Raw genomic sequence first — 16,168 nt, 5'->3', positions numbered from 1 at the left:
GCCTATTACACTAAGACCATCTTCTGAAACTATGGCCTGAGACTAGATTGAATGTACAAAAAATAAGGTATGACCCATTGCTTGTGTCGCGTTGATAGGCGTCTGGAAAACAGTGGATAAAATATCGGGTTGCATAACCTGCTCAACTGAACCTGTTTTGATTATCCGGCCTTTATCCATCAGCGTGATGCTATCAGCAAATTGGGCCGCTAGTGTCAGGTCGTGCAACACCAGTAACACCGCTTTCCCCTGATTAGCCATAGCTCTGAACTGCTGCATCAGCGCAACCTGATGCTTCAAATCAATCGCCTTTAAAGGCTCATCTAATAGTACATAACGGGTATCCGCTGTGGTCTGAACCAGCAAGCGTGCCACATGCGTTCGCTGCTTCTCTCCGCCCGATAAAGCGGTATAATTCCGTTCTGCTAAGTGCTCTATTTCCAAGGCAGCCATCGCCTGCTGGACGACACTATCCATCTGCAGCAAGGTGGCATTAACAGGGTAGGCACCCATCGAAACCACATCCCGTACCTTGAAAGGAAAATCCAGAGACTGCTCTTGCAGCAATACCGACATCAATAGTGAGCGCTCACTTATGCTATAGCTCTGTACCTTTTCCCCATGCAGAAGAACCCTGCCTGAGTCGACTCTCGTTAAGCCGGTTAAGGCTTTCAGCAAGCTTGTTTTTCCTGCGCCATTGGGTCCCAGAATGACATGCAAACAGCCGGGCCGTATATCGACACTGGCATTGTCCAGCACCGCTTGCCCATTACGCATGACAGAGATAGATTCAGCCTTCAACATGCACCCCGCCCCCTTTGCTGGTAAGCAATCATAAAGAGAAAAACAGGGCCGCCGATTAATGCGGTAATTAAGCCGATCGGCAACTCCGCCGGGGCAGCAATGATACGCGCCACCAAATCAGCCAGCAGTAACAACAGCGCACCTAAAAGAAACGACATCGGTAATAAAAAGCGGTTATCCGGGCCGTTCATTAACCGCACTAAATGTGGAACAACCAGGCCGACAAATCCAATCAGACCCACCATAGATACCACCGCGCCCACCATTAAAGCCGTAATCAATACTAACCGCCGCTGCGTTTTCTCAACATCAACACCCAGAAGTAAAGCCTGTTGCTCACCCAGAAGCAGTAAATTGAGCCGCACGGCATGTCGAATCAAGACAGGTACGAAAATCACGCTAATCAGCAATAGCATCAATACAGCCCACCAGGAGGCTCCCTGCACATTTCCCATTAACCAAAAAGTCACCTGCCGCAACGTCATGCTATCAGACAGATATTTGAGTCCGGCAATACCTGCCCCAGCAATTGCATTAATGGCGATACCTGTGAGTAAAAGGGTCAGGGCGGAGATGCCAGAGGTGTTGCGGGCAATTCTAATAACAAAAAAGGTCACCAGCATGCCGCCCGCAAAAGCGGCCAGCGGCGTGCCCGCCGATACCCAGATACCGCTACCCAATGCAGCCGAGGCGACCACTTGCCAGGCGACCGCTGCCAGCGCAGCACCGCCCGAAACACCAATTAACCCGGGATCGGCCAGCGGATTGCGAAACAGCGCCTGCACCACCGCACCCGCAATGGCTAACAAGCCACCGGATAACATAACCAATAACACCCTTGGCAAACGCAGCTCATACAAAATTCGCCGCGATAAGTCACTACCCTCCCAGATATCGCTCAGCGACAATACTGCTGAGCCATTCAAGAGCGAAACCAACATCAACATCGGCAATAACACCCATGCAGATATCCACAGACCGATTTTCATTCTCTGATTGGACATTACCCCTCCCCTCTCAGAGAAAAACGTACAGGAATCCGTGCCTGTGACAGCCTCTTTTTTCCGGCGTTGATGAATGGCACAAAACGCCACTGTGTAGCCGCTTTAATGGCAGCCTTGTCCAGCATCGAATAGCCTGAGCTTCGATCAACTAATACGCTGTCAACGGCGCCGATCCGGTTAATCATCAGCATTAATATCACGGTTCCCTCTACGCCTCGTCGTTTTGCTATACGCGGATATTCTGGCGGCACAGGCGGCGCTTGGTATTGCAGGGTTTGATAATCCAGCCGCATAACCGTCTCGTCTTCGCCTTCCGCCTCTTCTTCACTTCTCGACTCTGCTACGCTTTTACTGACGTTAGTCTGATTATTTAACGGCGTATCTGATACCACAGAAGCAATAGTCTGCGGTTGCGGTTGCGGTTGCGGTTGCGGTTGCGGTTGCGGTTGCGGTTGCGGTTGCGGTTGCGGTTGCGGTTTAGCTTTTTTTACGGGTGAAGGCGTGTCAAGAAAACTCCTTCTATCTGCCACAGTATTTAAGCTGATAGTGTGCAACGAGGCAGCAAGAGGCTTGCGCAGTTCCTGTTTATTTAAGCTCTGGCCATTCAGATTCTGCTCAGCTGCGCGCGCCCCTGCCCAAAAAAAAGCAGCATGCACGCCGACCGAAAACAGCACTAGCAGCAAAAAACGTATGGAGTTGTGATTCATTAGCACGCTGTTTTCCGGCTTCATCTGGCAGTATCATATGCACGAATTATAATCACTTATGCTCAGTGATGGTTGAATGCTCTTCATCATGCTACGCATCTGATTCACTTTCCCTGATGGAGCCCCTACATGCAACTGCTTTGCACACTCGACACCTTACCTGAAGACACCTCAAAAGGCTTTCAGCTGGATGACATCTCACTGTTCGCGGTCAATAAGCAGGGGCAGATTCACGTTTATCTGAACCTGTGCCCTCACCGCGGTGTTCCATTAGAGTGGAAACCGCATCAATTTCTCGACCTGGAAAAAAATTTCATTCAGTGTGCCACTCATGGAGCCCTGTTTAGCATAGACAACGGCGAATGTATCGCCGGCCCCTGCCCCGGCGAAATGCTTACAAGCATTTCCAGCACAGTAAAAAATGGACAGGTATGGGTCACCTTGCCTTGAGTAAATAAATGAGCTAACTGACTGATAATAAAAAGCTATCTCAGACTGTCATTTTGGTCGCCAGGCGCTGCAAAGCCAGCTCTATTCGATCCAGCCCGGTAGTATAGGAGAAGCGGATAAACTGATTCGCCCGATAAGTACCGAAGTCCAATCCTGGTGTAACCGCGACATGCTGTTCTTCTAGCAAGCGCCAACAATATTCAAATGTATTATCTGTCAGGTGCGATGCATCGGCATACACGTAAAATGCACCCTCCGGCATCAACGGAATCTTAAAGCCCAGTTGTCTTAAGCCATCCACCAGCAAATTACGACGCAACTCAAACTGATGACGCCGCTCTTCTAAGACCAGCAGCGTTTCAGGTTCGAAAGCCGCCAAAGCCGCATATTGAGATATCGTGGGTGGTGAAATATATAAATTCTGTGACAGCTTCTCTATTTCCGGCACAGCCGCTTGCGGCGCGACAATCCAACCAAGCCGCCATCCGGTCATGCCAAAATACTTTGAAAAGCTATTGATAACGAACGCCTCAGGATCGACTTCAAGCACCGAAGGTGCATCAAATCCATACGTCAGGCCATGATACAGCTCATCAACCACCAGAGCGCCGTTCTTTTCTCTGACCGCTTCTGCAACAGCCGTCAACTCATCTCTATGTAAAACAGAGCCGGTCGGGTTGGCTGGCGATGCCAGCAAAACACCTGCCGTGTTAGCTTTCCATTCTTGACGAATCAACTCTGGGGTCAACTGAAAATTCTGCTCCGCAGAGGTGGGCACCAACTGCCCGCGTGCTTCCAGCATACGCAAAAACTGGCGGTTACAGGGGTATCCCGGATCACTCATCATAAAGGTGGTGTCAGGATCGGCCAGCAAGCCGAAAACCAGCAATAAGGCACCGGAAGCACCCGAGGTAACAATGATGCGGTTAGCGGCGATATCCAGACCATAGCGCTGTTGATAGAATCCAGAGATCGCTTGTCTTAATTCAGGAATACCTGCCGATGGCGTGTATTGTGTTAACCCCATATCAATCGCCCGATGAGCAGCCTCCCTGATCAATGGCGCCGTACTGAAATCAGGCTCTCCCGCTTCCATATGCACAACATCACAGCCTTGCGCATCTAACTCTTTGGCTCGTTTTAATAGATCCATTACTTTGAACGATTCAATTTCACGTGCCCGACCCGACCACCGATAATCCATCTCTGACTCCTCTCAATTAGCCCTCGCATTATACATAAGTTGTATCGAATGTTGCCTCAAACATACTTATTGTCAGTAGGGTAGATAACACTGTACGGCACTAATCTAATAACTCCTTTCACTTTTTATGTATCAGTACTAGCCTAAAAGTGTTTCTTCTGGTAGTTTCTCCAACCTTCTGATCTCAGGAAGTAATGGAATCAACTGTAATTGGGTTGCCGGTTTACTCTTTAAAGCCGGTCATTTCGGAGAAGTGAGGCGCCACATGCCAAACACTAGCAATACACAATTCACACACTTTGTACCTTACGAGTCTGCAAAGGGTGAGGAATACATGAATGATGCTCAAAAAGATCATTTTCGTCATATTCTTCTGGCCTGGAAACAGGAACTAATGGAGGAGGTTGATAGTACAATCCACCACCTGCAGGAAGAAGCATCTAACTTTGCAGACCCTAGCGACAGGGCCAGTCAGGAAGAAGAGTTCAGCCTTGAACTTCGAACACGCGACCGTGAACGCAAGCTGATCAAAAAGATCCGTGAAGCCATGGAACGCATTGAAGAAGACGAATACGGTTATTGCGACACCTGTGGTATCGATATTGGCATCCGTCGTCTGGAAGCCCGCCCTACCGCAACCCAGTGCATTGATTGTAAAACACTGGCCGAAATAAAAGAAAAACAGATCGGATCTTAAGCTGTTAGATTCAGGCAAACGGCTGGCCGCTTTGCCTGAATTTATTACAACAACCCTAAGACCATTAGTCGCTCCCATTCTATTGGTTGCAACTTTACTCGGCCCAGATTTCTATCGATACCAGCTCACTTAATAAACGGCCTTATTGGCGACCTCCGCCTGCCACTGATTTATCTGATGCACCTTGATATCAAACGCCTGATCAATGCCAATCGTATTAATAAATCCAAGTCCTAGTGAAAAATACCTGTCTCGTATTGAGAAAAACAGCATGGTATTGAGAAAAGCATCGCAGCCGGATATGCTGAGCGCAACGCTCAGATCCGAGCATGGTTTAAGCACACGCTTAAATAGAGACCTGAATTGAGTATTATTATGATATGCGTAGTTAAAAATAACTAATTTATGAATTTTTCGGTTACCGAACTTTTCCTGATTGTTACTGCTTACCTGCTCTTTCTGTTTGGTATTGCTTACGCCACCGAGCGTGAACTGATTCCACGCCGCATATCACAACACCCTATCACTCACATGCTATCCTTAGGCACCTATGCGAGCATCTGGACTTTTTATGGCGCTTTCGGGATGCTGGCAGATTCCGGCTTGTTATTTTTATCATCCTATCTGGGGGCTACCGCCGCTTTTATTATGGCCCCCTCATTATTTATTCCTATTTTCAATATAACGAATCGCTACAAACTCAGCTCTCTGGCCGATCTGTTTGCCTTCAGATTTCGTAGCGGACTGGTCGGCACGATTACAACCTTGTTACTACTGCTGGCGACCTTGCCTTTGCTGTCGATACAAATACAAGCGGTTACCGTCACATTGCATATTCTTAACAGTGATGTTGAGGCTTCTGAGATTGCTGCTGCATTCTGCGCTTTAATAGCCCTTTTCGCGATTCTCTTTGGTACCCGCCACCCGTCAATGCGGGCACGCAACCGCGGATTAGTCATGGCGATGGCGATCAGCTCGCTGATTAAGCTGGCCGTACTCATCAGCATTGCCATCTATGTTTTTTTTACAGTGCTCGATGGCCCCTCAAATACTTTACTCTGGCTTAAGCAGAATCCAGAAATTCTACCATCCTTGATGAGCAGCAATCACGATGATAGCTGGCACACGCTACTACTTGCGTTTTTTACTGCCACACTGGTGATGCCGCATATGTTCCATCTGGCGTTTACTGAAAACCGCTCAGCAGACAGCCTCTACAAAGCATCATGGGGAATACCGCTTTACCTGTTACTACTGGCGCTCTGCGTACCTGTCATTGCATTGGCAGGCTATAAGCTTGAGGTGCACCAAGAATCCTCGTTCCTGCTTCCATTCGTAAGCCAGGCATTACATTCTGAATGGCTGATTATCACCGCGTTTATCGGTGGCCTGACGGCCGCCAGCGGAATCCTCATTGTGGCCTCTATCTCACTGGCCTCCATGCTGCAAAACCATCTGATACTACCCCTTATCAAAACCCCCGAAAATGTTAAGTTTTATGCATGGCTTCTCTGGCTACGCCGCATACTCATCTCGTTAGTTATGTTATGCAGCTATCTTTTCTATATGGTTTTCGGCGCACACCAGCAAATCCATCTTATGGGCCTGAGTGCGTTTGTCGCTTTCCTGCAGTTTTTACCTGGGATTATTGCCACTCTCTTCTGGCTGGGCGCTAATCGTATCGGCTTTATTACCGGACTGATTATTGGCATGTCCAGTTGGATCATTACCACCTTTTATCCCGTCATTCTGCAACCAGAAGGACTATTCACCGACACCAGTATTGACAGTCTTAACTGGCAATCTTCAGCCATCATATCTCTGCTGCTGAATATCGGTGCTTTCATCATTGTCTCGCGCCTGACACCCACCTATCCTGAAGAGATCCGCGCGGCTGAGGCATGCCTCATCAATACTATCGACTCCCCTTCGGATATTCAGCGCCCCTCTTTTGAAACAACTGACATTATTCGTCTACTCACCCCCAAACTAGGTGAAGCCGCCGCACGCCGTGAGCTGCAACACGCCATTAACCAGCTAAATCTCGACAAAGAACAGATGGGGCCGTTAGAGCTTTTACGTTTACGCAATGCACTGGAACAAAACCTCTCCGCTCTGATTGGTCCCGTTGAAGCGGCAACACTGCTCGAACCGCTGGCAAATCAGCAAGGCGAAAAAGCCTTCCAGACACGTGATATCTATCTTTTGGAAACCCATCTTGAAACGTACCAGGCCAAACTCAGCGGGTTGGCAGCAGAGCTGGATGAGTTGCGCCGCTACCACAGAAGAACATTAGAAAAACTGCCTATTGGCGCCTGTACCGTCGCACCTTCGCAGCATATTCTGTTCTGGAACAACGAAATTGCCAAACTCACCCAACTGAGCGCTCACGATGTGGCGGACCTGTCTATATCCGAGCTACCACAACCTTGGTGCACACTGCTGGCGGACTTCATGGAGCAAAGCGACAACCACCTGATAGACACCCACATCACACTGGGAGCCAACAGTTATTGGCTGACATTGCATAAAAGCCAGCTATCCGATAACCCAGATAGCTCGACTGTTATTCTGGTTGAGGATGAAACAGAACACCACCAGCTTACCGACAATCTGATGCACAGCGAACGTCTTGCCTCCATCGGGCGCTTTGCCGCCGGTGTAGCCCATGAAATTGGCAATCCGGTTACCGGCATTGCCTGCCTTGCACAAAACCTCTCTCTGGAATCAGATGAACCGGAAGTTTTACAAGCCGGTGATCAGATTCTGGAGCAGACACGCCGGATTAACCGCATTGTGCAATCTCTGGTTCGCTTTGCACATACCGGCCAGACCATCAGCGACATTCAGTTTGAAACATTCAATTTCAACCACTGTATTGAAGAAGCAATACAATTGGTTACGCTAGACATGCACGCCAGACAACAGCACTTTATTTGTGAGCTTGAAGACAACCTCATGGTGGATGGCGACCCGCAACTATTGCTACAAGTATTGGTCAATATTCTTAACAATGCTTGCGATGCATCTTTACCCGAAGGCATCATCCGCATCAACTGCACACAGCTTGATCAACGCATTTTCTTAAGCATTACGGATGAAGGCTGCGGCATTGATAAAGACATTCAAGACAAGCTTTTTGAACCATTTTTCACCACCAAAGAACCGGGCAAAGGTACCGGATTAGGACTCCCTTTGGTTTACAACATACTGACTGAACATTATGGTAGTATTAAAATAATTAGCCCCGCCAATAACAAACAGAAGAAAGGCACGCAGGTGATTATCACCTTACCGGGCTCCAAACCTGAATTGAAAGACGAACTTTCTGAAAGGTCTCGCATTGGAGAGTAGGTAGAGAGCAATGAGCCGTATTCTGATCGTAGAGGATGAGTCAATCATTCGTGCAGCGCTTCGGCGTTTATTGGAAAAAAACAACTATAATATTGATGATGCCGCATCAGTCGATGAGTCAACATCACGTTTCAACCTGATTGAGTATGATCTGATCATCAGTGATCTTCGATTACCCGGCGCGCCCGGAACCGACCTAATCAAGCTGGCCAAAAACGTACCTGTGTTGATCATGACCAGCTATGCCAGCATGAAATCTGCAGTAGACGCAATGAAAATGGGCGCAGTTGACTATATTGCCAAGCCTTTTAATCATGATGAAATGCTATCCACCATCTCATCCATTCTTAACCAGCAACCTGTAGACCACCACAACATCAGCATAGAAGCGCAAGTCCAACACACCGAAATCACTGGTTCTTGTGAGGCGATGCTTTCTCTGTTTTCACGCACATCCAAAGTGGCCCGGACAGATGCCACCGTACTGGTACTGGGTGAGTCAGGCACAGGCAAAGAGCTGATAGCACGTTCCATACATGAACAAAGCGCTCGCGCTCAGTCTCCTATGATCTCGGTAAATTGCGCCGCCATTCCTGAATCGTTAATTGAGTCTGAATTGTTTGGTCATGAAAAAGGCTCTTTCACCGGTGCTGACAGTAGCCGCTGTGGTCTCATAGAGGCCGCAGACAAAGGCACTCTTTTCCTCGACGAAATAGGTGAGTTGCCTTTAGAGGCACAAGCTCGCCTGCTGCGCTTTCTTCAGGAAGGAGAAATTCGCAAAGTGGGCTCCACACAGTCAATCAAGGTCAACGTTCGATTAATTGCCGCCACTCATCGCAACCTGAAAGAACTGGCTCGTACCGGCCTGTTCCGTGAAGACTTATATTACCGTCTTTATGTCATGGAGCTCAAAATGCCACCGCTACGAGAACGCGGACAAGACATTATTGAGCTCGCCCAACGTTTTTTAATCAGCGCCTGTTGCCGAATGAAGTGTCCACAAGCAACCCTCAGCGATAACGCGCAGCAGATAATGCTGCAATATAGCTGGCCGGGAAATGTCCGGGAACTGGAAAACGCCATAGAGAGAGCGGTTATTCTTGCGGACAACCGCCTCATCACGCCTGAATTACTGGGGCTTGATATAGACACCCGTCCGAGCCTGCAACGACTGGAATCTGAATATTCCGAGCAAGCGACATCACACCAGGCGGCCACCAACCCTGCTCCCAAAAAGCAACCACAAGCAGGGCTCTCCATGGACGACTACTTCCAACGCTTTGTCATCGAACATCAGGATGAGATGAGTGAAACCGACCTGGCCAGAAAGCTAGGCGTCAGTCGCAAGTGCTTATGGGAGCGCAGGCAAAAACTGGGGATACCCAAACGCCCTAAAGGGTAACGACGAAGTAACACAGGTAACACTTCAAAGACAAAGTGTTACCTTAAGAAACAAAAAAGTGTTCCCGCAAGTAACCATTCGCATTTAAAAAAACAAAGAAATAAAAAATAACTATTATAATCAATTAGTTAAAAAATATGGCACGCCTAATGCTTTCTATAGGGTGTTCTAACAACAAAAATAAGCTTTGAAACGCCACCATCAATAAATATAAATATAGGCTGAGTGTTGAAAAGTATCTACCTCGAATAATAATAAAAATGAGGTTTAAAAGCTGATCGCCGAGTTATACTTCACGTAACTTTAGCGCTCTAACTATAACAACAAGCCAGGATGTTACCCTTTAAAGCTTGCGGTCAGCTTATCCATCTCCTCTTTTACTGTTTATTCCCCCATTGCTTAATGTGTCACCATAACAATGTTATGATGTGTCGCAAAATACATTACGAGCAAAGTTTAAAACTCATGCCTAACCGTTTAATCCAGAAAGTTACCGGACTGTTCCGTAGCAAACCGACCTCTTCTCCTGTGAAAGAGCCTATCCATATTCAGAATACTGAGGCCCAGGCAGACCAGGACAATACTGCGCGTATCATTGCGGAACAAACACACCAGATCCCTCGCAAGCATTTAGACGATAATGCGGCAAAAGTCGTCTACCGACTTCTGGACGCTGGTTATGAAGGCTATCTGGTTGGCGGCTGCATCAGAGACATCCTGATCAAAAAACGCCCAAAAGACTTTGATATTGCGACCAACGCACACCCTGAAGAAGCGCATGAACTGTTTCAACGCTCACGCTTGATAGGGCGTCGCTTCAAACTTCTGCATGTCCGCTTTGGACGAGAAATCATTGAAGTCGCTACTTTCAGGGCAGGACATGACTCTGAAGAAAATGATGACGACGTCAAAGGTAAACAAGCAGAATCCGGCCTGATCCTGCGCGACAATGTTTACGGCACAATAGAAGAAGATGCCCTACGTCGCGATTTCACGATTAACGCTCTCTATTATTGCGTCAAAGACCACAGTATTTACGACTTCACCAATGGCTATGAGGATATACAGAAGAAAGTGATCCGCCTGATCGGCAACCCAGACAACCGGTATAAAGAAGACCCGGTTCGTATGCTGCGCGCGATTCGTTTTGCCGCCAAACTCGATTTTGAAATTGAGCAAGCAACAGCCGCGCCGATCAGACAACAAGCCCACCTGCTACAGGATATCGCTCCCGCTCGTCTGTTTGATGAAACATTAAAACTATTTCAGTCCGGCCACGCTGCCACGGCATACCAGTTGCTCAAAGAATACCATTTGCTGGAACAATTACTGCCCTCTGCGACAAAGGCCATCAAAAAACAATCTGACGATGGCTTAGCCGAAGCACTGATATTGCAAGGCTTAAAAAACACTGACAGACGTATCAACCAGCGCAAAAGCGTTACACCCGCTTTCTTATTTGCAACTCTGCTCTGGCATCCGCTGCAAACACGCATGCAAGAAATTCTTAAGCAGAATAGCAAGATGCCTCAACTGGTTGCTCTGCATGCCGCCGCAAACGATATCATTGCCCAACAAGTGAAGCGCACCGCTATTCCACGCCGATTTTCTACACCGATCAGAGAGATCTGGGAATTACAACTGCGCTTACCGAAACGTTTTGGCAATCGTGCGGAGCAGCTATTAGAGCATCCGCGTTTTCGTGCGGCATACGACCTGCTTCTATTAAGAGAGCAAAGCGGTGAATCTCTGAATAATTTAGGCCAGTGGTGGACTCAATATCAATCGGCATCAACTCAGGAAAGAGAACAAATGGTTTCTGAGTTAGCCTCTGATGGACAACCTTCGCGTAAGCCTCGCCGTCGTAGAAGAGCTAAAAATGACCCGCGTAACGCCTAACCACTGCTATGTTGGCTTGGGCAGCAATCTGGAAAATCCTCGTCAGCAAGTCACGACCGCATTAAAGGAGCTGCAGCAGATAGCCGACACTTATCTGCTATCCAGCTCGAGCTTATATCGCTCCGACCCTGTTGGTCCTGCCGGGCAGCCTGACTACATTAATGCCGTTGCGTTACTTGAAACAAGTCTTGCACCTGAAGCACTGCTTGATCAACTGCAGTCGCTTGAACAGCAACACCGGCGTGTACGTCACACACACTGGGGGCCCAGAACATTGGATCTGGATATTATTTTATTTGGTAACCAATCCATTCAATCTTCCCGGCTAAGCGTCCCTCACCCTTTCGCTACAGAACGAAATTTTGTACTCTGGCCTTTATTTGAGGTCTCTCCGGATCTGATTTTTCCCGATGGCAGGTCAATAAATGATCTATTAGTAGCATGCCCGCTGGGCACACTGGAAAAGATCTCTGTATAATCACGCTCGAAATCAGCGCATCCCTATTAATCGATCGAGTTGCCTATGAACAAAGTCACATTACATACATTATCCACCTTCAAGCAGGCAGGTGAAAAATTCACTGTCCTGACCGCATACGATGCATGCTTTGCGCATGTTGTCAGCGAAGCTGGGGTAGAAGTGATTCTGGTAGGCGATTCTCTTGGAATGGTTCTACAGGGACAGGATAGCACTTTGCCTGTCACCATGGATGATATGATCTATCACACCGCCAGCGTAGCCAAAGGCAACCAGGGCGCCATGATAATGGCTGATATGCCATTTATGAGTTATGCAACACCCGAACAAACGATGAAAAATGCCGCCTTGCTGATGCAAGCCGGCGCTCACATCATCAAGATCGAAGGCGATGCCTGGTTGTCTGAGAGTGTTTCGTTACTGTCTGAACGAGGCATACCCACCTGTGTGCATATGGGGCTGACACCTCAGGCGGTGAACAAACTCGGCGGCTACAAAGTCCAGGGACGCGACCGTGGCAGCGCAAAACAAATGATTGAAGATGCTGTCAGGCTCGAAGAAGCCGGTGCCAGCATTTTATTACTTGAGTGCGTTCCTTCTCTATTGGCAGAAGAAGTCACGCAAGCGGTTGATATCCCGGTCATCGGCATAGGTGCCGGTGTCTCGACGGATGCCCAGGTATTGGTATTACACGACATGCTCGGTATCACACCAGGCAGAAGTCCTAAGTTTGTTAAAAACTTCATGGAAGACGCTGCTGACATCCCATCGGCAATCCAAAATTATGTAGCCGCAGTGAAGCAAGGTAGCTTCCCGGGCCCAGAGCACAGTTTCGAATAACTTATGAAAACGATTCACACACTCAACGAGCTCCGCCAGCTTCTGGCGGAGGAACGCGCACACGGCAAGAAAATTGGTTTAGTCCCGACAATGGGTAACCTGCACGCGGGGCACATCGCTCTGGTAAAGCAGGCAAAGGAAAATGCCGACATCATTGTCTCCACTATTTTTGTTAACCCGCTGCAGTTTTCCGCTGGCGAGGATCTCGACAAATACCCGCGTACGCTTGAAGCCGATCAGGAAAAGCTAGCAACCGTTGGTTGCCACTATTTATTCGTACCTTCAGAGGAAGAAGTTTATCCTGATGGGCGCGAAAAACAGACCATGGTAGAAGTTCCTGATGTATCTGACCTTTACTGTGGTGCTAGCCGTCCGGGTCACTTCCAGGGGGTTGCTACTATTGTCTGTAAACTGTTCGGCATGGTGCAGCCAGATTTAGCTATTTTTGGCGCTAAAGATTACCAGCAGCTTTTCGTCATCCGCAAAATGACTAAAGACCTGAGCCTACCCATCACTATTCAGGGTTCGCCCATCGTTCGAAATGAACATGGCCTGGCATTGAGTTCCCGAAATGGCTACCTCTCTGAAGAAGAACTCAGCGCAGCCACCGCCCTCAATAAAACTCTTAAGACTACGGCGCAAGCAATCGAGCAAGGCAACACTGATTTCGACGCACTCGTTGAGGCTGCACAGCGACAACTCGAAGCCGCAGGCTTCAAGCGTGACTACTTCGTCATTGCACGCCAGAGTGATCTACTGGCAGCATCAAAAGACGATACGCAGCTGGTGATACTTGCCGCTGCTTATATGGGCGCAGCCCGTCTTCTCGATAATCAGGTGATCAATCTCTGAAGCTGTTAGCCTCTAAGTAGTTAATCTCTAAAGCAGTTAACTTATACATCGGCAAAAAGCGCCCTCTTTCAATACGACTAATTGTCGGCACCTTTTTCAATGTTTATTGCTTAAGGTGCTTGCAATAGCCTTCTCGGTTGCTCACACTGATATTTTTCGAATTACGGAAAAAAAAACCAACTACTAAGCTGACTCCTGCAGGGCTGTTAATAGGCACTTGCATCATTCGGATCTCTTTAATATAAAAGTGACCGGATAGAGTTTACTGATAAGAGGCACAATCATGCGTGAAGTCGTTATTGTTGCTGCTGGCCGTACTGCGGTTGGCACATTTAATGGTTCTTTAGCTAGCGTAAAAGCGACCGATTTAGGTGCTACGGTACTTAAAGGCCTAATAGAACAGACGAAAATTGATCCTGCACAAATTGACGAAGTTATCCTTGGACAGGTTCTGGCAGCGGGCTGTGGTCAAAACCCTGCACGTCAATCACTGATCAATGCCGGTATTCCTCAAGAAGTTCCTGCACTGACTATTAACAAAGTGTGTGGTTCAGGCCTGAAGGCTATTCAAATGGCTGCTCAAGCGATTCGCTGCGGCGACGCTGATGTTATCATTGCCGGCGGACAAGAAAACATGAGCAGCTCTCCTCATGTCTTGCCGAACTCGCGCAATGGTGCACGCATGGGTGACTGGAAAATGGTCGATACCATGATTAATGACGGTCTGTGGGATGCGTTCAACAACTACCACATGGGTATCACCACTGAAAACATCGTTGAAAAATACGGTTTTACGCGTGAAGAACAAGATGCATTTGCCAGCGCATCACAGAACAAAGCCGAAGCGGCTGTCACCTCTGGACGCTTTAAAGGTGAAATTTTTCCTGTTCTGATTCCACAGCGCAAAGGTGACCCGGTTGTCTTTGATACTGATGAGCAACCCCGCTTTGGCTGTACACCTGAAGCATTAGCAAAACTGCGCCCCGCCTTCAAAAAGGATGGGACAGTCACGGCAGGCAACAGCTCTACGATTAACGATGGCGCTGCAGCAGTCATGCTTTGCTCTGCTGAAAAAGCAGCAGAACTGGGCTTGCCTGTTTTAGCACGTATTAAAGCTTACGCATCTGCAGGTGTTGATCCTGCCATCATGGGTACAGGTCCTATCTGCGCTACACAGAAAGCTCTGGAGAAAGCAGGTTGGTCTGTCGCTGATCTTGAACTGGTTGAAGCCAATGAAGCATTTGCCGCACAAGCAATGTCAGTTAACCGCGACCTTGGCTGGGATACTAACATCGTCAACGTTAACGGTGGTGCAATTGCACTAGGACACCCAATCGGTGCTTCAGGTTGCCGTATTTTCGTATCATTGGTTCATGAAATGATCAAACGTGATGCGAAGAAAGGCCTGGCCACTCTGTGTATTGGTGGTGGTATGGGTACTGCACTGGCTATCGAACGCGACTAGTCATTAGCTTATCGCATAAAAAAAACCGCAGCTTCAGGCTGCGGTTTTTTTTATTTTCTTTGTCGAAAGCCAAGCCTCCAGTGCAACTAGACCTGAGAGACAGCGCCTTTACCCACGCCCTCATAAGCTCGCACCAACACTTCATCGAATGGCTTCATCTGCTTAATCCGCGCGGCCAAATGACGTGCTATTTGCTCCACTGTACTTTCTGTATCAATGTCGTAGCAGTATTGCGCAGGTAACGTCAGTGAAAACTCGCCTTGAGGAGCACGATATTCGTAAGTATGCATTCCTTCCGCACTCTCTTTACGGTGAGCTGACGTGCCAATATAAATATCGCTCCAACGCGATGCCCACTCATGCTCTAGTTTTTGATCACGCTCACCATTGAGAAATATTTCAATACGCGAGCGGTGGCCATGAGCTATACGCTGGCAATTCCCGTCATGTTGCTGCAAACCATGACTGTAATGATAAAAGTCACCATCAATCTGTTCGGCAACAAATCGCAGATTGAGACCTTTTACTTCCTGGGGAAATAACTCAATGAGTTGCGCTCTGCACCATTCAGCCATCGACTCTGGCGTTATCTCCTCAACATCGATCAGCGCAATCGCTTTGCTTGGAGATAGGCAATTAAACGCCTGTCCATCCGGATAGACCCACTCAACCCGGGTTTGACCAACCGCTTGCTCCACCTTGAGATTATCCATTCGGGTGGGCACTAATAACGCATGATCAATCGTTTTATCCATCCATTCACGTGTCAGCTTTTTCACAATCCCGAAATCGCAGACCATTCCTTGTTCATTAAGCGCGCCATCCAGCTCAAGCTGCAGCAACCAAGACTCACCCATCAAGCCTCGAGATGAGTGCAAATAGGAAAAATCTACATTTGTCAGATTATTTACAAAAAGCTTCACAGTAATACACCTTCATTTGAAGCCTCATATTCTACCGCAAGGCAGCACCCAGATGCATTTAAATCATCACCGGTCTCTGGTTTTTCAAG

General features: G+C 48.1%; 14 protein-coding genes. 9 read left to right on the top strand and 5 right to left on the bottom strand.

The window, feature by feature from the left end:
- Window positions 1-42 precede the first annotated feature (42 nt).
- The 3 genes from BM099_RS19010 to BM099_RS20505 are packed head-to-tail and all read right to left on the bottom strand — an operon-like array spanning window position 43 to window position 2,515.
- Entirely contained in the window at window positions 43-804 is a 762-nt protein-coding gene (locus tag BM099_RS19010; RefSeq protein WP_090730655.1) for a heme ABC transporter ATP-binding protein, read from the bottom strand.
- Window positions 798-1,808: a FecCD family ABC transporter permease gene (locus BM099_RS19005; protein ID WP_090730653.1), complete on the bottom strand. Its 1,011-nt coding sequence runs from the start codon at window positions 1,806-1,808 to the stop codon at window positions 798-800. The genes BM099_RS19010 and BM099_RS19005 overlap by 7 nt, the downstream gene beginning before the upstream one ends.
- Window positions 1,808-2,515, bottom strand: a complete 708-nt coding sequence (locus BM099_RS20505) for an energy transducer TonB (RefSeq protein ID WP_177201235.1) — start codon at window positions 2,513-2,515, stop codon at window positions 1,808-1,810. Before BM099_RS20505 ends, BM099_RS19005 begins: the two co-directional genes overlap by 1 nt.
- A gap of 129 nt (window positions 2,516-2,644) precedes the next feature.
- On the opposite strand from BM099_RS20505, the gene BM099_RS18995 reads away from it, so the two are divergent.
- A complete protein-coding gene (locus tag BM099_RS18995) occupies window positions 2,645-2,965 on the top strand; it encodes a Rieske (2Fe-2S) protein (protein ID WP_090730649.1) in 321 nt (106 codons plus the stop codon).
- A 40-nt stretch (window positions 2,966-3,005) separates the two neighbouring features.
- Here the strand turns inward: BM099_RS18995 and BM099_RS18990 are convergent, their stop codons facing one another.
- Window positions 3,006-4,169 (bottom strand): pyridoxal phosphate-dependent aminotransferase, encoded by a 1,164-nt coding sequence (locus BM099_RS18990; protein WP_090730647.1) that lies wholly within the window; start codon window positions 4,167-4,169, stop codon window positions 3,006-3,008.
- Between the two features lie 265 nt (window positions 4,170-4,434).
- On the opposite strand from BM099_RS18990, the gene dksA reads away from it, so the two are divergent.
- The 8 genes from dksA (at window position 4,435) to BM099_RS18945 (ending at window position 15,156) form a co-directional block, all read left to right on the top strand.
- Window positions 4,435-4,866, top strand: a complete 432-nt coding sequence (gene dksA / locus BM099_RS18985; RefSeq protein WP_090730645.1) for an RNA polymerase-binding protein DksA — start codon at window positions 4,435-4,437, stop codon at window positions 4,864-4,866.
- A gap of 405 nt (window positions 4,867-5,271) precedes the next feature.
- A complete protein-coding gene (locus tag BM099_RS18975; RefSeq protein WP_090730640.1) occupies window positions 5,272-8,220 on the top strand; it encodes an ATP-binding protein in 2,949 nt (982 codons plus the stop codon).
- Window positions 8,221-8,230: 10 nt separating this feature from the next.
- A complete protein-coding gene (locus BM099_RS18970) occupies window positions 8,231-9,622 on the top strand; it encodes a sigma-54-dependent transcriptional regulator (RefSeq protein WP_090730638.1) in 1,392 nt (463 codons plus the stop codon).
- A gap of 465 nt (window positions 9,623-10,087) precedes the next feature.
- A complete protein-coding gene (pcnB, locus tag BM099_RS18965; protein ID WP_090730636.1) occupies window positions 10,088-11,521 on the top strand; it encodes a polynucleotide adenylyltransferase PcnB in 1,434 nt (477 codons plus the stop codon).
- Window positions 11,502-11,999 (top strand): 2-amino-4-hydroxy-6-hydroxymethyldihydropteridine diphosphokinase, encoded by a 498-nt coding sequence (gene folK, locus BM099_RS18960; protein ID WP_090730634.1) that lies wholly within the window; start codon window positions 11,502-11,504, stop codon window positions 11,997-11,999. Before pcnB ends, folK begins: the two co-directional genes overlap by 20 nt.
- Window positions 12,000-12,044: 45 nt before the next feature.
- Complete coding sequence (gene panB / locus BM099_RS18955) at window positions 12,045-12,839, top strand: 3-methyl-2-oxobutanoate hydroxymethyltransferase (protein WP_090730632.1); 795 nt, start codon at window positions 12,045-12,047, stop codon at window positions 12,837-12,839.
- A gap of 3 nt (window positions 12,840-12,842) precedes the next feature.
- Window positions 12,843-13,691, top strand: coding sequence for a pantoate--beta-alanine ligase (gene panC / locus BM099_RS18950; RefSeq protein ID WP_090730631.1), 849 nt, complete (start codon window positions 12,843-12,845; stop codon window positions 13,689-13,691).
- A 283-nt stretch (window positions 13,692-13,974) separates the two neighbouring features.
- On the top strand, window positions 13,975-15,156 hold the full coding sequence (locus BM099_RS18945; protein ID WP_090730628.1) for an acetyl-CoA C-acetyltransferase: 1,182 nt from the start codon (window positions 13,975-13,977) through the stop codon (window positions 15,154-15,156).
- Window positions 15,157-15,242: 86 nt separating this feature from the next.
- Here the strand turns inward: BM099_RS18945 and BM099_RS18940 are convergent, their stop codons facing one another.
- Window positions 15,243-16,079: a 6-carboxytetrahydropterin synthase gene (locus BM099_RS18940; RefSeq protein WP_090730626.1), complete on the bottom strand. Its 837-nt coding sequence runs from the start codon at window positions 16,077-16,079 to the stop codon at window positions 15,243-15,245.
- Window positions 16,080-16,168 lie beyond the last annotated feature (89 nt).

Origin of the sequence: Neptunomonas qingdaonensis (genome assembly GCF_900113275.1) — a bacterium.
Classification (GTDB): Bacteria; Pseudomonadota; Gammaproteobacteria; order Pseudomonadales; family Balneatricaceae; genus Neptunomonas; species Neptunomonas qingdaonensis.
The sequence above is the reverse complement of the archived record's forward strand: the minus strand, read 5'-3'. Positions and strand labels throughout refer to the sequence as shown.